This is a genomic window from Guptibacillus hwajinpoensis (genome assembly GCF_005144865.1).
Taxonomy (GTDB): Bacteria; Bacillota; Bacilli; order Bacillales; family Guptibacillaceae; genus Guptibacillus; species Guptibacillus hwajinpoensis_A.
Map to the genome: position 1 here is coordinate 1,247,913 of NZ_SWFM01000001.1, position 20,758 is coordinate 1,268,670.

Consider the following 20,758-nt stretch of genomic DNA (forward strand, 5'->3'; position numbering starts at 1 on the left):
GGTAAGGACATAATACCTCTCATTTAGTACTCTAGTACAGTTACCTTCCCCCAAGTTTCGCTCCAATTCTTTACGTTCACTCTTTTTTTGTAAATCTCCAAAAGCTTGTCTGACTGAGAAAAAAACGGGGTAGGCATCACTTTCATTTGGAGAACATCTTCTATTCCCCAAGGTGCAGCTAAAATAATGTTATTCTCCGAATCTAGTTTCACTCCGAGCGCAGTTGCCGTCTCTGGAAACTTTGCCATCGCATCAATACAAGAGTCATAAGGTTCTAAATCATTAATACTATGCATCCTAGCTTGATTTTTAACAGACCATGGAATGCCAGGTGATAGTTTCATCAACTTTTGCTCAAGGATTTTCTCATGAGATTCATTTATCACGCTTCGATCAAGGTAAATGACGTCTATATCCGCCATAGTTGTTCTCTGTTCAAATTCATGAAGCGTATCCCAGATCTTCGAGCGAACAAATCCCGCACACACCCACCAATCAGGTAGTTGCAACTGTTTCACCTCAAGTAGAATTCCCATCATCCACTTATCCTCAGAAATTAGTTTCACAATATCATCTTCATTATGCAGAATCATTAGAGCACTCCCATCTCTTTAGAATTATCACTCCATATTTCATCAAACTATTTTAATTACATTCTGAAGAATCGTAACACATTTTTGTGCTTTTTTAGGATTTGCTTTTAAAAGAATACACTTTTCTAAAAGTTTGTTGTTTTTAAAAAGGGGTTTGTATAAAAAGCCACACTTCAATGTTGATTGTAGCGGAAGGTGCTCGACTCCTGCGGGATTAGCGGGACAGGTGAGACCCCACAGGCGCGCCCAAGCGCGCCGAGGAGGCTCACCGCCCGCCCCGCGGAAAGCGAGCTCCTGGAGAGGAAATCAACCACGACTCTTATAGCGAAAGCAAATACGAAAACACCCTAAATGATAGAGAAAATTATCCAGGACCTCCCTTCAATAATTATTTTCACAAAAATGGATAAATGTTGTAATTTGTCGAAATGTGTTGAAAAAAATCAGAATACTTGTATAATAAAAGTTGTTGATAAATAGTCAGAAATATTTTAATAAACAAAAAGAGGGGTCGCTTACATGGAAGCATTTCTATCAGGAGTTATTGATACCTGGAACGGCATACTTTGGGGATATGTTTTAATTGCAGGTCTACTAGGAATTGGAATCTACTTCACCATCGCCTCACGCTTTGTACAATTTCGTTTTATTGGTGAAATGATTCGAGTCTTATCAGAAAAACCAGAGTTCAAAGATGGTACAAAGAATATTTCACCGTTTAAATCCTTTTGTGTTGGTGCAGCAACACGTATTGGTACTGGTAACCTAGCTGGTGTTGCCGTAGCGATCACATTAGGTGGTCCAGGTGCAGTATTCTGGATGTGGATTGTCGCACTTCTTGGAGGAGCTACTGCATTTATTGAAAGTACATTAGCACAGGTCTACAAAATCAAAGGAACAACTTCCTTCCGTGGCGGACCTGCTTATTATATTCAGAAAGGTCTTAAAGCTAGATGGTTAGGTATTATTTTTGCTGTGTTAATCGCTGTGACATTCGGATTAATCTTTAATTCTGTTCAAAGTAATACAATTGCTTTAGCATTCGAAAACGCATTTGGAATGAATCGTCTCGTAATGGGATTAGTCATCACAGCCATCACTGGATTAGTTATTTTTGGTGGGGTACAACGTATCGCAAACTTATCAAGCGTTATTGTACCTGTTATGGCAACACTATATCTCTTAATTGCGATTGTTGTATTAATGATGAACATTACAGAATTACCTTCTGTTATTGCATTAATTGTTGGACATGCGTTTGGATTTGAACAAGCATTTGGCGGTGCAATTGGTGCTGCGATTATGAACGGTGTGAAACGAGGACTCTTCTCTAATGAAGCTGGTATGGGTAGTGCGCCTAACGCAGCAGCTACTTCTACAACTTCACATCCGGCGAAACAGGGTCTTATTCAATCACTCGGGGTCTTCGTAGACACGATCTTAGTTTGTTCTGCAACAGCGTTTATCATCTTGCTTGCTCCTGTATTTCAAACAGGTGAAGTATCAGGTATCGAACTACTTCAGAACTCACTTGACGCTCATATTGGTGGATGGGCTGGTATCTTTATTTCAATCGCGATTTTCTTATTCGCATTTAGCTCCATTATTGGTTCTTATTACTATGGTGAAACGAACATTGAGTTCATTAAAGAAAGCAAACTAGCATTGTTTATCTTCCGAATTGCTACAATGGCATTTGTCTTAATTGGTTCGATTTCAAGCTTAAGCCTTGTATGGAAAATGGCAGATTTATTTATGGCACTTATGACTGTCATTAACTTAATTGCGATTGGATTATTAGGTAAAATCGCAATGAGCGTTTTACGAGACTACGAGAAGCAACGTAAAGAAGGAAAAGATCCAGTCTTCAATCCTTCTAAACTTGGTATTAAAGATACTGAAGCATGGGATGATGAAGATGAAGATGAGGAAAAGGCAACTGGTTAAAAAGTTAATAGAAGTTTATTATATACGGTAAAGAGTCTGTTAAATCAGGCTCTTTTTGTTCTGTTCTACAAATCGACATGTTACAACAAAACGACAAATTAAAGAAAAACGACGAAATGGCTTTCATTCATGCGTAAAGGACGTATAATGAACTTATGTTTTTTTATTGAGAGGAAGTAGTAGATGTTAGATTACCATTATTACCAAAGCAATGGGAGCTGTAAAGAACCCATTATTCTATTACATGGGCTTGGTGGCAACTACGGTATCTTTAATAAACAGATTGCAGCTTACAAAAAGGACTTTCATGTCCTAGCAATCAACTTACCAGGTCACGGGAAGTCACCCGATACCTCAAGTTACCAATCTCCGTTTAGCTTTAATCTAGTAGTCAATGAAATTCTAACGACTATGAACAAATTAAATATCGAAAAAGCTCATATTGTAGGAATTTCCCTCGGGTCCGTTGTGCTTCATCACATGTTACAACGTGCACCGGAGCGTGTGAAGAGCGCTGTTCTAGGTGGTTGCATCACTAGGTTTACGCCATTCTCCTTATTCTTACTTCATACAGGAAGTATGATGAAGGGGTTTGTACCACACATGTGGTTATATAAATTGTTCGCTCATATTATGATGCCTAAATCCAATCATACAGGTTCAAGAAGAATCTTTATTCGAGAAGCAGCCAAAATGAAAAGAAGTAATTTTCTTGCGTGGTATAAACTTGCACACGACGTTAGAACCACTTATAAAAACGTTCAAAAGAACAGCGTTGATGTCGCAAAACTATATATAACAGGGCAAGAAGATCACCTGTTTGTTAAACCATTACTTAAAGACACAAAGAACGATGAAAATGCAGAACATCTTGTTATAGAAAACTGTGGACACGTATGTAACGTTGAAAAGCCAAGGAATTTCAACAATGCTTCCATCGAATTTATCCAAAAGAACTGTTCATCAGTTATACCAATCTCAGCCGCCAAGTAATCGAAAGGGAACGTCCTCTGGACGTTCCCTTTCTCTATTTTTCATTGTCTTGTTTTTTCGTATCCCAACGATAACCTGATTTCCCCATGTAATAAAGAAAACCAGCAGATGATAGAATCGTTAAGACTGCCATGATTAATCCCATTGTCCTATCCCCCCCCTTTCATCTGATTTGATTTACCTTTCTTCAACCGCTTCTAGTTTCATAAGTGAGCCAAAATACTGTTGGGCCGTAGTAAAACAAATAAATGCAAAAAGTTCGCTCATCTCTGCTTCGGAAAAAGAATGCTTCACTACATCTAGGATCGATTGCGATATGTTTCCTTTTTGTTTTATGAAGACTTCTGCAAATCCAACAGCAACAGATATCTTCTCATCAAATACATTCGGGTCAGGTTTCCCTTTCGCTTTACAATATTCACATCCATTACTTTGAGCCAATGCTCTTCTCACTTGTTCTTTGAGGTCTGAAGAGAGTAGATCATCTACTTCTAGTACATTCCCTAATGATGACCAGGCTTCCATCACTTTTGGATTATGACCTAGTAGCTTTTGAAATGGCGTTTCGCCAATATTTGATGGGTTAATAATCGTCATAGTTTCCACCTTCAATACGTTATTTGGACCTTTCTATCACTCTACCAAATATTTCTAAATGTAACAATAAGCTTAAAGATCAATCAAACAGAAAAAGCGCACTCCCTCGTTGGAGAGGTAGGCGCTTGTTAGAAAAATCATCTATCTGGAATATTCAAGCTTGTTGAGCTTCATTTTCATCCATATACATAACTTCCCATAGATGATTATTGATATCCTGGAAGCTCCATCCATACATGAAACCATAATCAACCGGTTCTTTCGATTCTTTCCCCCCGGCTTCCAATGCTTTTTTCACGATTTCATCGACATGTTCCCTGCTAGTAGCTGATATAGCAAAAATCGCTTCAGTAGTCGTTGTAGCATCGGTTATTTCTTTCTTCGTAAATGTTTTAAAATACTCTTCAACTAATAACATCACAAATGTGTTCTGGTTAATAATCATACAAGCGGCATTGTCATCTGTGAATTGTGGATTAAATTCAAACCCAATTTCATTAAAAAAAGCGACAGTTTCCTTCAGGTTTTTAACTGGTAAATTAACAAACAGCTGATCTGATTGAAAACCCATATTATCACCCTTTGCCCATTTTTTTGTACAGTAGTAAGGTTCTCTATAGTGAGAAATAGTCCTTCATTATTTTTGTTACAATTGAAAGGTAGTATTCGTAAACATTGTTGCTTTTGCTTTATGAGTAGTGGTTGATTTCCGCTCCAGGATGCTCAGTGTGGCTTATAATACAACCCCCATTTTAGAAAAGAAACGAATGATTCCTATCATTTAATTAATAGAAATTTTCTTTCTGACATAAAGCACCCTCAGATCTATACAAGTCTCTTAATATTTACGTTAACTAGATCAAAATGTTTCACTCAATATCAGAAACCACCAAAAGAGCGCTTTAAGTTAAAGCGCTCTTCTGAATCTATTGGGTAACTTGCTCATTCACCAGCATCTGAAGAAATATAGTTCTTAACCACTTCATACACATATTCCTGATTAGCTGCTGCGGTGTCAGGGTTATATTGACCATCATTGACTTTGTTATTAGAAAGTACTCGAATTCCAAGGAACGGTACATCATAGGCTGCAGCGATTTGAGCACCAGCCGCGCCTTCCATTTCCTCTACTGAAGTCCCATATTTCTTATGGAACCAGTTAATCCGATCCACTTCATTATTCCAAACATCCGCAGATCCGATCGTTCCCTCAACTACTTTCCCTTTTGTATAAGTATCTTTAACCGCATTAGCGCTTGAGAGTAACTCTGGATCTCCATCATAGTAGCGAATGTTCTCAGCTTCAGGATCTTCTCCAGCACTTCCTTCAGAAGCCATCAAATCCATTGGCTTCCATATTGTTGGATCAATGCCTTCGCCTTCACCCTTATTGGCGGTTTTTAATGAGCCTATGTTTACAGTGCGTTTACCTAGAACAATATCAAACACGTCTAAATTAGAATCATGTCCACCTGAAGTCCCTTGATTGATAATGGCTATTGGATTATACCTCTCAATTGCTACAGCCGTTGCAGCCGCAGTATTTTCCATCCCTTTACCTGTTTTCGTAACAATAACAGGATAACCGTCTAGTGTACCTTTGTAGAATACGAACGTTCCTGATGTTTCTTCCTCAACATTCTCTAACCTTTGTGCGAATTCTTCAGCTTCAATCGGCATTGGACCTTGAACAATAATAGGTCTTTGAGCAGTTTCAGCCTCAGCTGAAGACTGGGAATTCGATTGACATGCACCAAGGACAATTAGTAAGAAAATACCCATCACCATTGAACTATATTTCACTAATCCTTGCTTTTTCATAAACCATCTCTCCTTAAAATGAAATTGATCAATTCTACTTCCCTCTCTTTTCTTGCTTGTTCTACACGTAGTTTCCCCAAAAGAAAAAGGACTAGAACAGGTATGATTTCTACCTTCTAGACCTACGAAAGTTAAAGTATGAATGATCAAACTGAAAGAAGATTCTGCTCAATCAAAATAAGTTGCAGCTTAAAGAACAACCGAATACTTCAACTCGTAGTCCAGTTCTTATAATGGGAACCAGGTAGAGACACTCGGACCATATTACCGAGGATATACGAGAGATTCTATTAATGATTAGTACTGTGCCACTATATCAAACACATTATATAGAATCAACATAAAAACGAATATTAAATTGATTAATATAAAAAATGTTCGCTTTTAACATTTTGTTACAAATTAGATACAATGAAAAGGACCAGCTGTTGGTAGCTGGTCCTTTTCATTTATGGGTTCTTTTCTGTTGCTATAAGAGTAGTTGTTGATTTCCGCTCCAGGATGCTCGCTTTCCGCGGGGCGGGCGGTGAGCCTCCTCGGCGCGCTTTGGGCGCGCCTGTGGGGTCTCACCTGTCCCGCTAATCCCGCAGGAGTCGAGCACCTTCCGCTACAATCAACTTTGATGCGTGAATACTTCCATACAAAACCTTTTTCAAAAGCAACACTCTTTTAAATTCCTAAGAATATAGCCTAATGAGAAGAATTATTCTCAACACGCACCATACTCTTTTTTAACTGCCAGCTATTAGTAATTACACCTACAAAGCCCGTTATAGCGAGAATAAGAGACATCGTGCTAGAGAATAACTCAACCCACCCGAAAAAGGAAATCAGGCCAGCGCAAAATAAAAAGAAAGAGCTTATCATCGATATTAAGCTATAAAATCCATTTCGCTTCATGTTAGTCCTCTACTTTAACTTCTCTATCTTTTGGCAGAAGGAAAGCTGCTGCAATATAGACAAGTAGAAATACTCCAGATGTAAAAACAGTCAAAAGAACATAGATGATTCGTAAGAGACTAGAGTTAATATTAAACGCCTCACTTAGACCACCTAGTACGCCAGAAAATACTTTATTAGAAGTTGATTTGTAAAATTTCTTCATTGTTTGCCTCCATTTCTATATTTATCTCTATTTCTATTGTTTCCTTCTATTCGTACGTTACAAACATATAAAAGTTTCAACTCAACCCATTTCCTCGACTTGAAAAGCAAGATGTACCGTTGTTCCCTGACCGGATTTGCTTTCGTAAAGCAGTTCGCCACCCATAGCCTTCACAATACTGTGAGAAACCATCATACCTAGTCCCGTTCCTTTTTCTTTTGTTGTAAAAAAGGGTTCACCAATGCGCGAGAGTTGCTCTTCAGTCATTCCAACTCCTGTGTCTTGAATGCTAATTCTTAATTCATTTTCATTTCTAGATACTTGAATCGTTAACGTGCCACCTTCTGACATAGCCTCTATCGCATTTTTAGAAATGTTTAATAGACACTGCTGAAATTTCCGTTTTTCAGATTGCATATACGTTGGAGGCAGGTCTATCTTAGAGTTAATAGAGACATTCATCATTGAAGCAAGTGGCTGAATCACACTAATGCTATGTTTGATCTCACTAATAATATCTATGCGATCGACACTTTCAGGGTAAGGCTTTGCAAAGGTTAAGTAATCATTAATAATTTCAGTGGCACGATCAAGTTCATTAATGGCAAGCTTCATGTACCCTTTTTTTTCCCTATCTTTAAGGTCACTATCAATTAATTGAAGAAATCCTCGACTAACCGTTAATGGGTTCCTTACTTCATGAGAAATACTAGCTGCAAGATGGCTAACAACCTTTAATTTCTGTCCTTCCATGACAGAATGAAGAAGCTTAAATTGGTTGATAAAAACTTCATAAATGAGAGTGGCTAGAACAACACCGATGACACTAATACAACTAAACAAAATCCACATTGAGAGTGGGATTTGAGAATTAAAAAATGTAAGAGACACAAATGTTGAGACTATCCCTACTAAGCCATCCATCGCAGCAGCAACAAGCAATTTTTTCTTTAAATCAAGATTAAGGAAATGAGCAGAAACGATGGAGGTTGCGACCGTCACAAGAGAGAACGAAAAAAGAGTAGGATAAAACCCATCACCACCGAGTGAGAATCGATAGCTTAACATAACAATTAAGTAAATTAACCCAACCCATTTCCCACCATATAGAGCACCTAAAATAAAAGGAATTCTTCTAAAATCCAGGATGAAGTTATCGTTAATGACAACTGGATACATCATACAGAGAATAACCGATATCAATGGAAATAATGCCAGCAACCATCCTGAAGATCTCTTCAAAAGGTTCGTATATTTTAGAAGGTAGAGGATTTGCATAATACTTAAAGGGGCGAATACGAGTAAAAGATTTAAAAGAAAAGACTTTGCTGTGAGAAGCACTAATTTTCACCCCTCTATTTTTTATGTAATACAATTAACTTCTTTATTGTAGGTCTTACTCCTCTATTTAATTGCAAAAGAAAAAAGAGAACATGACCGATTTACCATCGAACACGACTCTTTGAGCAGTAACCAAACTATTTCATTCTATAAAAAAACCATTTTTAAACACTATAACAAGCATAGACATCTAACGCTTTTCCCCTCTTCACGATCTGTGTTTCACGTTTCATTCCGATGCGTTCGGCAACCTTAATCGAAGCTTGATTTAATGGATCGATTAGTGATAATAGCTTAGGCAGGTCCAAATGTTCAAAACCATATGCTTTGCATGCTTTGGCAGCCTCCGTAGCATATCCCATCCCCCAATGCTGCCGTGCAAAAAGGTAACCAATTTCCACTTCTACAGACCCTTGAATCTTCTGTAGAACGAGTCCACATTGCCCGAGAAATTTTTCTTTTTCTTTCTCTTCCACGATCCAAAGACCAAATCCATACTTCATATAGTGATCCATCGTCCATTGAATCCATTTCATTGTTTCTTTTCGGTCCTTAAGCGAGGGATAATACTTCATCGCTTCTCTGTCGCTAAAGATTTCTAGAAGACATTCACAATCATTCTCTTCCATTTCACGTATTATCAGACGATCTGTTGTTATTACTCTTCTTGTCATCGAGGGACCCGCCTTATAATAGCTTTAAAGGCATTAGAAAAAGCTAACATCAAATGCTGACGTTAGCTTCATTACTATCTAGCATATACCATTTCAGTGAAAACATTCTGTTCGTAAAAAGGGGGACGCTCAATCTCTTCATCATTCCGATCGTTTACTGTTAATTACTTCGTGCCGATCTTGCTGACGATGTTCACCAAATTCAATCGCCTCCAAAATAGCTTCTTCTGAGAAGCCTGTGAGTATGGAGATTTGTCTAATGTCACACGTCCTAGATTGGTACTGCTTAATGAATTGGATGGCTATCATTACCTGATACAAAACCTTTGTATACTTGCTTAATAGCTGATGACTCATTGAGCGTCGGCCACTTCCTCTCATGGAGATGAGAAGAGAGGAGCATCTCTCCCTTGTCTTTAAACCTATCATTATTCCTCTCTTCTTCCAATATAAATAACGATATTTAATAAATAATTAATATGAATTTTCTCACTTTTAAACAAACCTTCATTTATTTACAGACAAAGGATCTATGATTATACTAAAGTCTAAATCACTGGACCTACAGGAGGCGTAGTAGCATGAACGTAGTAAGGATTGAAACAGAAGAACAATTGAAACAAGCGTTTTATATTCGAAAAAAAGTATTTATTGAAGAACAGGGTACACCTGAGGAAGAAGAATATGATCATTATGATTCTTTGGACGCAGCTGAACATATTCTTATTTTAGACATGGATCAGGCTATCGGAACAGCAAGATGGCGTGTCGTTAAAGGTATTGGAAAATTCGAGCGTATTTGCATACTACCTTCCCATCGAAAGCTAGGTATCGGTAACATGATTGTAGGGACACTAGAAGAACTCGCAGCTCTAAAAGGAATCGATCATGTTAAGCTTCATGGTCAAGTACAAGCAGAAGGATTCTACCAAAAGCTTGGGTATAGAACTGATTCCGAAGTTTTCATAGAAGATGGTATTCCACACGTGCTTATGAGGAAGAAACTTCCTGAAACCGAATGAACACATTAATCGTAAGTTAGACGAGTATGAATAATGGGAACACCATTTAAGTAAACTCTAACTCAGGAAAAGGATGAAGACGACATGATGCGAAGCGGAAATCCCGTTCTAAAAAATAATACGTTCAATCGAACACGCGATCAGGGTGAGGCAATGACGATTGGCGGAACAGTAGCCAAAACGTTCTTCCTGTTCCTCTTTCTACTTGGATCGTCAATCTACACCTGGTACCGTTATTCTCAAGGTGAAGATATCTATACGATGATGGTCATCGGGGCAATTGGAGCACTGATTTTCGCTTTAATTACAGTGTTCTTCCATCGTGCTGCACCAATTACTGGTCCGATTTATGCAACGCTTGAAGGGTTTGCGATTGGTGGTCTATCCGCGATCCTTGAATCTCGTTATCCTGGGATTGTTATACAAGCAGCTGCACTCACCTTCTCTGTGATGGGCGTACTGCTCTTCCTGTATGCGGCAAGAATTATTAAAGTAACGAAGAATTTCAGACTCATGATTGTATCTGCAACGCTTGCGATTTTCGTTGTTTATATTATTGATCTTGGTCTTAACCTCTTTCTTAATGCGAACGTACCGTATCTTCACTCGAATGGCTTAATAGGGATTGGCATTAGTCTCTTTATCGTAGCGATCGCAGCACTTAACCTTGTACTCGATTTTGACTTTATCGAAAACGGTGCAAACCGAGGTGCACCAAAACACCTCGAATGGTACGGCGCTTTCGGATTGATGGTAACCCTTGTATGGCTTTATATTGAAATTCTCCATCTATTACAGAAAATACGGAGATAACAAAGAGGGCGCACACTTGCGCCCTCTTCTTTACTTTGTAGTGCGATAGTAAAGCCACACGGCTCCTTTGTCACCTAGTGGTTTTGTTTCAATTAACTCGAGTTTAGTAGCTTCTAGTATTGAAGATAGATCTTCACAATCAAAAACCGTCGGCGTTTTCTTTCCTCCAATTGCAAGTGGAGCTAGAACAATACTCACTTCATCAATGAGTCCTTCTCGCAAAAACGCACCATTAATTGAACCACCACCACTAAGACCAAGCCGCCTAAATCCAAATTCATAGAGCATTTCAAGTGCCTTACCTAGGTTAATATGCTCCCCACTACCCGCCTGCACATATGTAATGTTTTTACTCTCTAACTGCTCAATATATCTCGTATCTACATTCTCTCTCGTTACAACTACAAGACCTTCCGTTTGTCCCCAATTCATACGCCCTCTTCCATCAAACACAATGTATGCCTTAGACTTTTTGGGTTCTGTAATTGGCTTCTCTAATTCTACCCAATCTCCACTCCAGACGATGAGACTTTCACTGCCGGATACGAGGCTATCGCAATTCAATTCATCATAAAGTCTGTGTGTTAAATCATTTGCATCTCCATCTACTTCCTTCTCTGTCCATTCCATCACATTATGATTTGGCGCAGTGGTTATTCGTCCATCAACTGATGAGAAAATATTGAGTACGACTTCAGGTCTTTTTTTCACATTCATCACCCTTTCTGTTCGATTCCCTATCATTATAGAATTTCCAGAAAATGAATGTCAGTGTTTTTGGAAAATAAAAAAAAGACGTAGTTACGCCTTTGTTATCCGTATTTCTTTTGATGCTCTTTCTTTTTCTCTAGATACGCTTCATCTGTTCGAACGATTTTCCACTTTTCCTCAAAAATCCTAGCAGATTCAGCCTTTTCCTCATCAATATCTCGTTCGTTTACATCACCATCTTTATCATACTTTTTACCACCTTTATAGTTCGCATACCGCCTTGCTCTTGTGTAGCCCATTTGAATAAATTTTCTCGCCATATCCATTCCGACGAAGTCATCATTTTTCTGATAATCCTTGAACATCTCGAAGATCTTCTCTGAAGATTCTTTTGCAATGTCAGGTGTTTTAAAGCGCCAATGAGGTAAGATCTCGCTTTTATAAGGCTCAACCATTAACACACCCTGTTCACCCCGGCCTACACGATATTTCTCAGGTTGTTCACGGAAGTTAATGTTATCGAAATCAAGATCGTAATTGAAAGCCATTTAGAACACTCCTTTTTCATGGAGTATTCCCAAGCAGACAAGACTTGTAAACACACAATAAACTCTCTTAGATTGTTCAGTAGCTACAGCACATCAATAGGTTTTCTCCATTCTTTACAGAGGTAAAGAGTGGAGAAGGTATCGCATTTATATATATATATTGATTTATGGAGGTTTATAATGCCTACTACTGATTATTGGATTTACGTTCTATTATCTATTTTGAAAATCTACTTATTTAGTTTCTATACAAATACTGCATTCGGCGTTAGTTTTATCTTCCTGAACCTGGCCGGAATATTAGTCCTTTCTAGTTGGACTTTATTAATTAACGTAAAAAAAAGACCATGGATCCTGTTCACATTACTCTTCCTACACAGCACCTTGCTTTTATCTGATCTGTGGTACTACCGATATTTTAATGATTTGTTATCCCTTTCATTACTCTCTCAAATGCTTCAAATGAGTGATGTGGGAGGTGGTTTCATGACGTTGATCCAATCGAAAGATTTTCTCTTCTTCATGGATCTTGTTATCTTTAGTTTCATCATCTTCTTTATGCGTAAGAAAGGAAGAACGGTAGCCTCAAAGAAAAAACGACGGTTTGCAGGAATAACTTTAGCTACTGGTCTTGTTCTATTTGTTACTCCTTTGTATATGAGCTATTTAGATAAAGAAAAATGGTTAGTAGAACCATCTATTTCAAATATGCGTGAGTATTATCATCTAGGGTTCTGGGGGTATCATGGAGCTGACCTTCTAAAAGTCGTTAATCGAAGTTTTAATGAAGACAAGACCGTTATGGTGAATTCACAAATCAATCAACCTTTGAATCAAGAACCTGGAATTGAAAGCTCTGACAAACCTAATATTATTCTTGTTCAGCTTGAGTCATTTCAAGATTCTGTGATAGGAAAGAAAATTAACGATCAAGTGCTAACACCAAATTTGAACAAACTAAAGGAAGAGTCGCTTTACTTCTCATCGTTTTATCATCAAACTCATGAGGGAAGAACTTCTGACGCGGAATTCATAACGAATACTTCCCTCTACCCTTTAAAATCAGGGTCTGTATATACACGGTACCCTACGAATGAATTCGGAGCATTACCTGAGCTACTTGGGAAGGCTGGGTACGAAACCGCAGCCATGCATGCCTTTCATGAAGAGTTTTGGAACAGAAATCGCGTCTACGAGAATATAGGTTTCGACCACTTCTTCAGTGATAAAGACTACCCCGATGGAAATAAAATAGGAATGGCATTGAATGACGAGCGTTTTTTCACTTCGTCCATAGAACATATGGAAGAAATGAACGAACCGTTCTTTGCATTCATGGTCGCACTTACAAGTCACACGCCATATGAAATACCTGAAGATGAACGAGTATTAGATCTATCTGGCTATGATAATTCCCTACTAAAAAGCTATTATCAAACGGTGCATTATGTCGATCAATCCGTAGGGGTTATGATTGACGAATTGAAACAGAAAAACATGTGGGACGATTCTCTTGTCATTTTCTACGGAGATCATGACAGCGGACTTACGAAACCCGGGAGAGAGATGGCAGAGAAAGCAAACGCAGAAAGTTCAGTAGACTATTTTGAACTGGATCGACAAGTCCCTCTCTTTATTAAGCGTCCCAATTCAGAGCGGGGTAAAGTTATCAATACTAATGGCGGTCAAATTGATATTGCCCCAACGATTCTGGATATTTTAGAAATAAAACCACCTTACATGATGGGTGATTCATTACTTAATGATAAACCGAATCTTACAGTCTTTCGTGACGGATCCTTCCGCTATCAAGATCTTTATTATAAACCTGATTTAACGAAGGATATTGGTGAAGGAACATGCTATTCTGTTTCCACAGAAAAAGAAGTTTCTATTGAACAGTGTGAGAAGCAAGTGGATGAAGTCGGAGACCAGCTTAGATTATCAGATCAAATAATTGAGAAAAATGCTTTAGAGGAATGAACGTAAATAAAACGCATTGAACGACTTTAATGTTCAATGCGTTTTTTCATTAGTAGCATGTAATAATCTGGCTAGAAATACATATGAAATCCAAGTTATTTCACTAAAGACGCTCTTAGGTCAACACCGTGTTCCATATATCCCTTTAAACACGTTAACATATAAACCCAGCCTTCTTTGTTATCAATTAATTCGTTAATGAAATTGTCATGATCTTCTTCAAATCCATCTTCGTTCACTTCAACAATAGTACTGTTTTGGTCAGATTCTAATAACGTAATTGTTACAGTATGATCCACACCCCACGCGTAGACGATACGTTTATTTACGTCGATTTTTTTAATTTTAATATCTACTTGAGCATTGTATTCATCGTATTTTAATGTAACAATTCTCCCTTCTTCCCATCTTTCAGAACTAGAAGAGAACCAAAAACCACCGATTTTTTCAGGATCAACAAAGGCTTCAAAAATTTCATCAGCCGGCTTAGTTATTTTCATTTTTGATACGTTATTCATACGCACTCAACTCTCTTTCGTCTTCTTATAGAAGGCTCTTTTGTATAGCTTGTTGCTGTGAAAGCAGTGGTTGATCTCCACTCCAGTTGGGTCTCACCTGTCCTAATCCGCAGAAGTAGAGTGCCATTCACTCCAATCAACTATGAAATGTGCCTCCAGTAACCGTATTACATTCAGATTTTTATATCATTTAATATATAGGTTTGTCCAATTCCCTTCAACGTTTCCTCTAATTCATTCCACCCCACCATTGGGTCTTCTGTTTTCACGAGTCCAACGACAATCACTACACGATCTTCTTGAAATAAAAAACCAACATCGTTGCATCCTCTCTTCCATTCACATTTGTCGTCCTAGACCATTTCTAGCATGTCCTTATTCACTTTATCGTTATTTTCAACATTACTAACTTGGAATCCTGTCGAAACTACAGTTAAATCGATGCTATGTACCTATTTACCAAATGGAAAATATAGCTAAATAGTTCCTTGCTTAAAAGTCAGAATATTCCTATAGTTATGGTGACAAGACACTAAACAAAACTATGGGAGGGTTTTATGAAAAAATGGTTGATGTCTTTGCTCGTTTTGGTTCTTTTATTTGCACCGTCGCTCAATGAAGCTCACGCCGGAATTCTCGGCAAAGGGGATGCTACTGGGACGCCAGGAGAATGGTATATCGGCGATCAACCTGTATCAGTTAAAGCGGGTTCACTACCAATTGTATTTGTTCATGGATTAAACAGTTCCTCAAACATCTGGATTGATCAGAACGACATGGATGAGATCACATACAACGAGAACTATCAAACAGCATTCATTGACCTATATCCTACGAAAAACATGTGGGATAACGGACAGCTCCTTGCTAATAAGCTTTCCGAAATGTATGCGTACTTTGGAAAGAAAATGATCCTTGTAACCCATAGTAAAGGAGGCGTGGATACCCAGGCTGCTATTGTTCATTCCAATGCTGAGAAGTATGTGGAGAAAGTTATTACGCTTTCTACTCCACACCACGGTTCACAGCTAGCTGATTTAGCTTATACCAACTGGGCCGGGTGGCTTGCGGCTATTATTGGCAATCGGAATGATGCAACTTACTCACTTCAAACCGGTTATATGAGCTATTTTCGCTCAGTTACCGATTCCAATTCAAGAGCGTCACTTACACCTTATTACACTTTTGGTGGAACGGATTGGGGTAGCTTCGGAGGTTCTTTATACTGGGGTGGACTATATCTTAGACAATATGGCTCAAACGATGGGGCTGTGACAGTCACTAGCTCTAGGCTTTCTTATGGAAATGAGATTCGCATCGGCAAATGGGATCACTTTACTATTAAAAACGGAAGCACTACCTTCAACTTATTCCAGCCTTATTTAACAAAGGCCGTTCCTGCATTTGCATCACTTCAACCTAAAGCCATTGCACCAGAGGACGATCAAGAAGCGAATGTCCTTATCCGTGGCGGCGAGTTTACTGGAAGTAAGGTGGAAACTTTCGAAGTGGAAGAGAACACGAAAAGCATTGCATTCGATTGGATGAGTCAGAATATGGATTCCGTCATTACCCTTGAAGGACCTAACAATCAGACCTATACAAATATGGCAAAAACAAAAGATAAAGGAATGTTTCAAGGCGCTGCTCATCATCAAATGAGCGTCCCTTCGCCTGATGCTGGAACGTGGAAAGTAACGGTGAACCAGCCTAAGAAAGAAAGTTACTTAATGCAGGTAGCCTATGAAAGTGAACTAAATAATGATCTCACTCTTGAAGCAACCTCTAAGAAAGAGGTTAAGCTTCAGGTTGATCCAACAAAAGTTGATCGTAAGTCCATTAGCGGCGACATTGTCATTCAGTACAGCAAGAATGGAAAAACAAAACAAAAGAAGATTTCCGAAAAGAAATTCAACTCTCTCGAATCATTTCCAATTAAAAATGCAGGAGAAGGCGTGTATCACATTATGGTGGACGTAAAGGGAGATACAGAAAAAGGCGAACAGTTCGAGCGAACCATCCTTTATACGATGTACGTCGATCAGAATGGAAAAATGTATAAGCCTTAAATGAAACAGAAATCCAGGCTCAAGACGCCTGGATTTCTATTATTTTATTCCCTCTTTCGATACCACTCTAGCGCTTTCGTTTCGATCTCTTTAACTAAGAAATCTTTGCCTTCAATATATGACTCCATTTCAAAAGGATACATATTGGCAAGCTCCTCTTTCTTTTCACTATAGCGTTTGTGATCTACGGGGTGTTCGCTTAAGTAATCTCGAAACGCTAGATGACGGTCTATATCTGGATTCCCAGTTTGGAATACATGAACGTGATGCGAGCGATTATCGCCACCTTTTTGAAAATAGCGACGGTCTTTTATTCCGTTCTCACCTCTCGATTCATATCCAATCTCTTTCATCTGCTCATTTTTCGAATCAACAAGCGCTAGATCCTTTACAACTGGCATAAGATCGATGATCGGCTTTGCCTTCATTCCACTTACAGCTGTACTACCGATATGGTGAATCTCAATAACATTCTCTCCTAGAATCCGCTCCAATTTCTGTGCTTCAAGTTGAAACATTTCCAACCAAACTTCTTTATAGTCGTGAACCTCGACTTTCCTCATATCTTTCACCTCACAGTTAATCTCGAAGTCTGAACAGCGCTGTCTATAAACCAGCCACTCCAAATACTTGCTCATCACCTAGTGCCACCGTGAAACCTAGACCACCTTCCAGGCTCCGCTCCTGATAAACTTCTAGATTTGACAGTCCTGTACCTCCTAGTCACCCTCTTCAAAAAGGCAAAATGAGAGCTTGCAGCCGTTTTATTGTCCACTTTTTCTTTTTATTAGCCAAAATCGACTTATATTGTCCAAATTCGAAATATATTGGCCAAAATTCAATTTTATTAGCTAACTAGAGTTAGTCTAATTACTGACGAACCAACAGCTTCTCCTCCGTTGTCTGACTATTTCGCGCTCCAAACAAGAGGTTTGTAAGCTGAGATGTTTAGGAGTATAATTTGATAATTGATTGTAAAAAAATGACCCCTTTTTTAAAACTTATGTCTATGAATTTAGCTTTCTATAAAATGATCCAATCGAAAAAAATGAGAGGAGGTTGCGAGTTGACGACTCAGCCTTATAATAAAGTACTCATTGCCGCGTTATTGCTGGCAGGGTCCTTTATTACAATATTGAATCAAACCCTTATGATTACAGCGATTCCTCCTATTATGGAGGAAATGAATATTACGGCCAACACGGCACAGTGGCTAACAACGGTGTTCATGCTCGTTAATGGCATTATGATTCCGATTAGTGCATTCTTACTTGAACGATTTACATCTCGGCAGCTGTTTATGTCAGCGATGGGCATCTTTGCAGTCGGAACAATTGTTGGTGGCATTGCTCCTAACTTTGGCGTCTTGCTTATGGGTAGAGTCATTCAATCTGCTGGAGCTGGAGTTATGCTACCACTGATGCAAACGGTGTTTCTGATGATATTCCCAGTAAACAAACGAGGCGCAGCAATGGGTTACATTGGTCTTGTTATCTCATTCGCGCCTGCGATCGGACCTGCATTGTCTGGTTGGATCACAGCGAACTATTCCTGGCGATTGCTTTTCTGGGCAATTCTACCGCTAGCCATACTCATTCTCATCATTGCCCGCTTTGTTATGAGAAATGTCACTGAGCTTACGTATCCGAAGGTCGATCCTATCTCTATTATTCTTTCATCGATCGGCTTCGGCGGACTGCTTTATGCGTTCACAAGCGCCGGGAATTATGGTTGGGATAGTGCGAGAACCATCGTTGTTCTCCTTATCGGAACGATTACACTAACCATTTTTATACTAAGACAACTTAAAATGTCGCACCCTATGCTCGAATTCAGGGTATTCAAAGATAAGATTTTTACGATCACAACGATCATCGGTATGATTATGTTTCTTGGATTAATTGGTGCGGAGACATTGATTCCACTTTATATGCAGAACATGAGGGATTTCACTGCATTTGAATCAGGATTAGTCCTATTACCGGGTGCTGTCATTGTTGCTTTCATGTCTCCTCTAACAGGTCGCATATTTGATAAATTTGGAGCACGCGTGCTTGCGATCGTTGGATTAACGATTGTAACTGCAGCGACATTTGGCTTCTTATTCCTTGATACAACAACAACGATTATGTTCTTAACAGTCATGTATGCGATTCGGATGTTTGGCTTATCGATGGTGATGATGCCTGTTACGACAGCTGGTTTGAATCAAATGCCAAGGCACCTCATTCCGCACGGTGCAGCAATGAATAATACAATGCGCCAGGTTGCCGCATCTGTTGGTACAGCAATTCTAGTTACTGTGATGACAACAACAGCACAAACGGCGCAGCAGGAACCTTCTATTTCGAACCCTAATATTTATGGAGTGAACGTGGCTTTCCTTGTCATCCTTGCCCTTACAGTTATCGGATTGATTCTTACGTTTTATATCAAAAAGAATGGTCCTGGTGAAGAAAATGTTTCTAACGACATCCAACACGGCGAGGAAGAAGGTTCTGCTAAGACAGTGAATATGTAACCTATAGAAAAACGCTCAGCCAATATGCGCTGAGCGTTTTTTTCAATTAAGATTCTTTCACTCTTTCCATTTGAATTGCCTTCATTTTAAAAGGTGAATTTGCACATATCAGCAAGCCGATAGCAAAGAAGAGCATCAACACCGATCCTGAAACGACACTAAACCTTATGGAAATCAGCTCAGCAAGTACCCCGCATGCTACCATCACAAGTATGGTAAACAGCGCTTCGACAAAGCTATATAGACTCCCAATTCTCCCCATAACGTCAACTGGAATATTGTTTTGATAGAATGTGTAAAAACCTGTATTCATAAAAGCAAGCGAAAAAGAAAGGACGAAGCATCCAATTGAAGCTATCGTGAAACTAGAAGAGAACGTAAACACCAGATAACCACATGCAAGAATCGTAGCTCCAATCCCAATTAGCCAGGAGTCCGATACCTTCTTTACGACTAACGCATTGATGATGGCACCAATCAGGATCCCCGCTCCCGCTACACTAACTAGGAAGCCGTATTCTGTATTTGTTAACAACAACACTTCTATCGCAAATGCTGCTTCAAGTGAATCCACTCCCCATGTCATCACAGTAACCGCGCTGAAAAGAGAATAGATGAGAATCACATATCTTGATCTTCGGCTAAAGTGATACACAACGCGCCAATCTTCTTTAAGTGTTGCTAGTGAAAGTGGAGTTGAAGTCACTCTTGTTATCCACTCTTTCTCTACATCAGGTAACAAGAAAAATAGAAATCCTGCTAGTAGAACAGCAGCTGCATTGATGAAAATAGCGTCGGTAGGCGTTCCGATCATAAACAGTAATCCCGCTACTGCTGGCCCGATAACAAAAGCGCCTGAATCAACTAAACTTCTTATTGAGTTAAATCGTTTACGCTCGTTTACTGGAATTAGCTTCGTGATATACGTCATTGAAGTTGGATGGAACACCGAACTCGCCATATTAATCACGAATACGAAACCATACAGAATCCAAATTGATTGTATAAAAGGAAGACAGGTAATGAGAGTTGCTTCAAAAATCGTAAGTCCAATCATTAATCTTCTTTTGTTCATCCTATCAATTAACGTTCCTGACCATCCATTCGTAAAAAGAATGGCGAGAGGTTTAAGTAAGTACAGTCCTATCACCGCAAGTGCCGATCCCGTTCGATCAAGAATAATTAAATTAAGTGCAATGTGATAAATCCAGCCTCCTATATTCGAAATTCCAATTCCAAATAAAAGGATGACAGGATTTCTCCATACCGTTTTCATAAAAAGCTCCCTCCAATCGCAATAAGTAATTTGAAACCAATTAAAAAAATCTCACCCCCAGGACGTGTAGTCCTGGGGGCGAGATTACTTATCGCGGTGCCACCCCAGTTTAGTCATGTGTCACCACATGGCTCTTATCAGGTACGGCATTAACTGCTTATACCTTAGCTCTATAACGGGAGCACCCGTTACACCATCCCCAAATTCGGTTCCAATGTACAGCTCA

At 39.0% G+C, this 20,758-nt stretch carries 20 protein-coding genes, 1 riboswitch and 1 other annotated feature (1 of these 22 running past the window's edge); of the genes, 7 read left to right on the forward strand and 13 right to left on the reverse strand.

Going from position 1 to position 20,758, the window contains the following annotated elements; genetic code table 11:
• Positions 1-23 precede the first annotated feature (23 nt).
• Complete coding sequence (locus FBF83_RS06235; protein WP_136946227.1) at positions 24-593, reverse strand: nucleotidyltransferase family protein; 570 nt, start codon at positions 591-593, stop codon at positions 24-26.
• 519 nt (positions 594-1,112) lie between these two features.
• On the opposite strand from FBF83_RS06235, the gene FBF83_RS06240 reads away from it, so the two are divergent.
• Together FBF83_RS06240 and FBF83_RS06245 are read left to right on the forward strand one after the other, a co-directional pair.
• Entirely contained in the window at positions 1,113-2,540 is a 1,428-nt protein-coding gene (locus FBF83_RS06240; protein ID WP_136946228.1) for an alanine/glycine:cation symporter family protein, read from the forward strand.
• Between the two features lie 183 nt (positions 2,541-2,723).
• Complete coding sequence (locus FBF83_RS06245) at positions 2,724-3,533, forward strand: alpha/beta fold hydrolase (RefSeq protein ID WP_136946229.1); 810 nt, start codon at positions 2,724-2,726, stop codon at positions 3,531-3,533.
• Positions 3,534-3,710: 177 nt separating this feature from the next.
• Here the strand turns inward: FBF83_RS06245 and FBF83_RS06250 are convergent, their stop codons facing one another.
• The 7 genes from FBF83_RS06250 to FBF83_RS06280 all read right to left on the reverse strand — a co-directional run bounded on the left by FBF83_RS06250 (position 3,711) and on the right by FBF83_RS06280 (position 9,428).
• Complete coding sequence (locus FBF83_RS06250; RefSeq protein WP_136946230.1) at positions 3,711-4,130, reverse strand: carboxymuconolactone decarboxylase family protein; 420 nt, start codon at positions 4,128-4,130, stop codon at positions 3,711-3,713.
• Positions 4,131-4,284: 154 nt separating this feature from the next.
• Positions 4,285-4,701: a VOC family protein gene (locus FBF83_RS06255; protein ID WP_136946231.1), complete on the reverse strand. Its 417-nt coding sequence runs from the start codon at positions 4,699-4,701 to the stop codon at positions 4,285-4,287.
• A 371-nt stretch (positions 4,702-5,072) separates the two neighbouring features.
• A complete protein-coding gene (locus FBF83_RS06260) occupies positions 5,073-5,912 on the reverse strand; it encodes a 5'-methylthioadenosine/S-adenosylhomocysteine nucleosidase (protein WP_420875119.1) in 840 nt (279 codons plus the stop codon).
• A gap of 236 nt (positions 5,913-6,148) precedes the next feature.
• A riboswitch (purine riboswitch) is annotated at positions 6,149-6,252 on the reverse strand.
• A gap of 600 nt (positions 6,253-6,852) precedes the next feature.
• On the reverse strand, positions 6,853-7,056 hold the full coding sequence (locus tag FBF83_RS06265; protein WP_136946233.1) for a PspC domain-containing protein: 204 nt from the start codon (positions 7,054-7,056) through the stop codon (positions 6,853-6,855).
• An 81-nt stretch (positions 7,057-7,137) separates the two neighbouring features.
• On the reverse strand, positions 7,138-8,334 hold the full coding sequence (locus FBF83_RS06270; RefSeq protein WP_255435935.1) for an ATP-binding protein: 1,197 nt from the start codon (positions 8,332-8,334) through the stop codon (positions 7,138-7,140).
• 227 nt (positions 8,335-8,561) lie between these two features.
• Positions 8,562-9,071 (reverse strand): GNAT family N-acetyltransferase, encoded by a 510-nt coding sequence (locus tag FBF83_RS06275; protein WP_136946235.1) that lies wholly within the window; start codon positions 9,069-9,071, stop codon positions 8,562-8,564.
• A gap of 141 nt (positions 9,072-9,212) precedes the next feature.
• Positions 9,213-9,428 carry a hypothetical protein gene (locus tag FBF83_RS06280; protein WP_136946236.1) on the reverse strand — a complete coding sequence of 72 codons (216 nt, stop codon included), beginning with the start codon at positions 9,426-9,428 and terminating at the stop codon, positions 9,213-9,215.
• Between the two features lie 224 nt (positions 9,429-9,652).
• Here FBF83_RS06280 and FBF83_RS06285 point away from each other — a divergent pair, with 224 nt between their 5' ends.
• Positions 9,653-10,093 (forward strand): GNAT family N-acetyltransferase, encoded by a 441-nt coding sequence (locus FBF83_RS06285; protein ID WP_136946237.1) that lies wholly within the window; start codon positions 9,653-9,655, stop codon positions 10,091-10,093.
• An 87-nt stretch (positions 10,094-10,180) separates the two neighbouring features.
• Positions 10,181-10,906 carry a Bax inhibitor-1/YccA family membrane protein gene (locus tag FBF83_RS06290; protein ID WP_136946513.1) on the forward strand — a complete coding sequence of 242 codons (726 nt, stop codon included), beginning with the start codon at positions 10,181-10,183 and terminating at the stop codon, positions 10,904-10,906.
• Positions 10,907-10,936: 30 nt separating this feature from the next.
• Here the strand turns inward: FBF83_RS06290 and FBF83_RS06295 are convergent, their stop codons facing one another.
• Positions 10,937-11,617, reverse strand: a complete 681-nt coding sequence (locus tag FBF83_RS06295; RefSeq protein ID WP_205665305.1) for a RibD family protein — start codon at positions 11,615-11,617, stop codon at positions 10,937-10,939.
• A gap of 101 nt (positions 11,618-11,718) precedes the next feature.
• The gene (locus FBF83_RS06300; protein ID WP_136946239.1) at positions 11,719-12,165 is read right to left on the reverse strand and encodes a DUF4385 domain-containing protein; all 447 of its coding nucleotides are present in this window, start codon (positions 12,163-12,165) and stop codon (positions 11,719-11,721) included.
• Between the two features lie 180 nt (positions 12,166-12,345).
• On the opposite strand from FBF83_RS06300, the gene FBF83_RS06305 reads away from it, so the two are divergent.
• Positions 12,346-14,148, forward strand: a complete 1,803-nt coding sequence (locus FBF83_RS06305; protein ID WP_136946240.1) for an LTA synthase family protein — start codon at positions 12,346-12,348, stop codon at positions 14,146-14,148.
• 95 nt (positions 14,149-14,243) lie between these two features.
• On the opposite strand, the gene FBF83_RS06310 is transcribed toward FBF83_RS06305, so the two are convergent.
• Positions 14,244-14,666 carry an SRPBCC family protein gene (locus FBF83_RS06310; protein WP_136946241.1) on the reverse strand — a complete coding sequence of 141 codons (423 nt, stop codon included), beginning with the start codon at positions 14,664-14,666 and terminating at the stop codon, positions 14,244-14,246.
• A 557-nt stretch (positions 14,667-15,223) separates the two neighbouring features.
• Here FBF83_RS06310 and FBF83_RS06315 point away from each other — a divergent pair.
• Entirely contained in the window at positions 15,224-16,735 is a 1,512-nt protein-coding gene (locus FBF83_RS06315) for an esterase/lipase family protein (protein WP_136946242.1), read from the forward strand.
• A 44-nt stretch (positions 16,736-16,779) separates the two neighbouring features.
• Here the strand turns inward: FBF83_RS06315 and FBF83_RS06320 are convergent, their stop codons facing one another.
• Entirely contained in the window at positions 16,780-17,373 is a 594-nt protein-coding gene (locus FBF83_RS06320; protein ID WP_338109120.1) for a GrpB family protein, read from the reverse strand.
• A gap of 428 nt (positions 17,374-17,801) precedes the next feature.
• Between FBF83_RS06320 and FBF83_RS06325 the strand changes: the two genes are divergently transcribed.
• On the forward strand, positions 17,802-19,256 hold the full coding sequence (locus FBF83_RS06325; protein ID WP_240687992.1) for an MDR family MFS transporter: 1,455 nt from the start codon (positions 17,802-17,804) through the stop codon (positions 19,254-19,256).
• A gap of 46 nt (positions 19,257-19,302) precedes the next feature.
• Here FBF83_RS06325 and FBF83_RS06330 read toward each other — a convergent pair whose 3' ends face one another.
• A complete protein-coding gene (locus tag FBF83_RS06330; protein ID WP_136946243.1) occupies positions 19,303-20,532 on the reverse strand; it encodes an MFS transporter in 1,230 nt (409 codons plus the stop codon).
• A gap of 71 nt (positions 20,533-20,603) precedes the next feature.
• Positions 20,604-20,758: a binding site (T-box leader), on the reverse strand; it runs 96 nt beyond the window's last position.

Coding starts and splice junctions, on each gene's coding strand:
- FBF83_RS06235 (WP_136946227.1), bottom strand. CDS start 593: ATGATTCTGCATAATGAAGATGATATTGTGAAACTAATTTCTGAGGAT.
- FBF83_RS06240 (WP_136946228.1), top strand. CDS start 1,113: ATGGAAGCATTTCTATCAGGAGTTATTGATACCTGGAACGGCATACTT.
- FBF83_RS06245 (WP_136946229.1), top strand. CDS start 2,724: ATGTTAGATTACCATTATTACCAAAGCAATGGGAGCTGTAAAGAACCC.
- FBF83_RS06250 (WP_136946230.1), bottom strand. CDS start 4,130: ATGACGATTATTAACCCATCAAATATTGGCGAAACGCCATTTCAAAAG.
- FBF83_RS06255 (WP_136946231.1), bottom strand. CDS start 4,701: ATGGGTTTTCAATCAGATCAGCTGTTTGTTAATTTACCAGTTAAAAAC.
- FBF83_RS06260 (WP_420875119.1), bottom strand. CDS start 5,912: ATGGGTATTTTCTTACTAATTGTCCTTGGTGCATGTCAATCGAATTCC.
- FBF83_RS06265 (WP_136946233.1), bottom strand. CDS start 7,056: ATGAAGAAATTTTACAAATCAACTTCTAATAAAGTATTTTCTGGCGTA.
- FBF83_RS06270 (WP_255435935.1), bottom strand. CDS start 8,334: ATGCAAATCCTCTACCTTCTAAAATATACGAACCTTTTGAAGAGATCT.
- FBF83_RS06275 (WP_136946235.1), bottom strand. CDS start 9,071: ATGACAAGAAGAGTAATAACAACAGATCGTCTGATAATACGTGAAATG.
- FBF83_RS06280 (WP_136946236.1), bottom strand. CDS start 9,428: ATGAGTCATCAGCTATTAAGCAAGTATACAAAGGTTTTGTATCAGGTA.
- FBF83_RS06285 (WP_136946237.1), top strand. CDS start 9,653: ATGAACGTAGTAAGGATTGAAACAGAAGAACAATTGAAACAAGCGTTT.
- FBF83_RS06290 (WP_136946513.1), top strand. CDS start 10,181: ATGCGAAGCGGAAATCCCGTTCTAAAAAATAATACGTTCAATCGAACA.
- FBF83_RS06300 (WP_136946239.1), bottom strand. CDS start 12,165: ATGGCTTTCAATTACGATCTTGATTTCGATAACATTAACTTCCGTGAA.
- FBF83_RS06305 (WP_136946240.1), top strand. CDS start 12,346: ATGCCTACTACTGATTATTGGATTTACGTTCTATTATCTATTTTGAAA.
- FBF83_RS06310 (WP_136946241.1), bottom strand. CDS start 14,666: ATGAATAACGTATCAAAAATGAAAATAACTAAGCCGGCTGATGAAATT.
- FBF83_RS06315 (WP_136946242.1), top strand. CDS start 15,224: ATGAAAAAATGGTTGATGTCTTTGCTCGTTTTGGTTCTTTTATTTGCA.
- FBF83_RS06320 (WP_338109120.1), bottom strand. CDS start 17,373: ATGAGCAAGTATTTGGAGTGGCTGGTTTATAGACAGCGCTGTTCAGAC.
- FBF83_RS06330 (WP_136946243.1), bottom strand. CDS start 20,532: ATGAAAACGGTATGGAGAAATCCTGTCATCCTTTTATTTGGAATTGGA.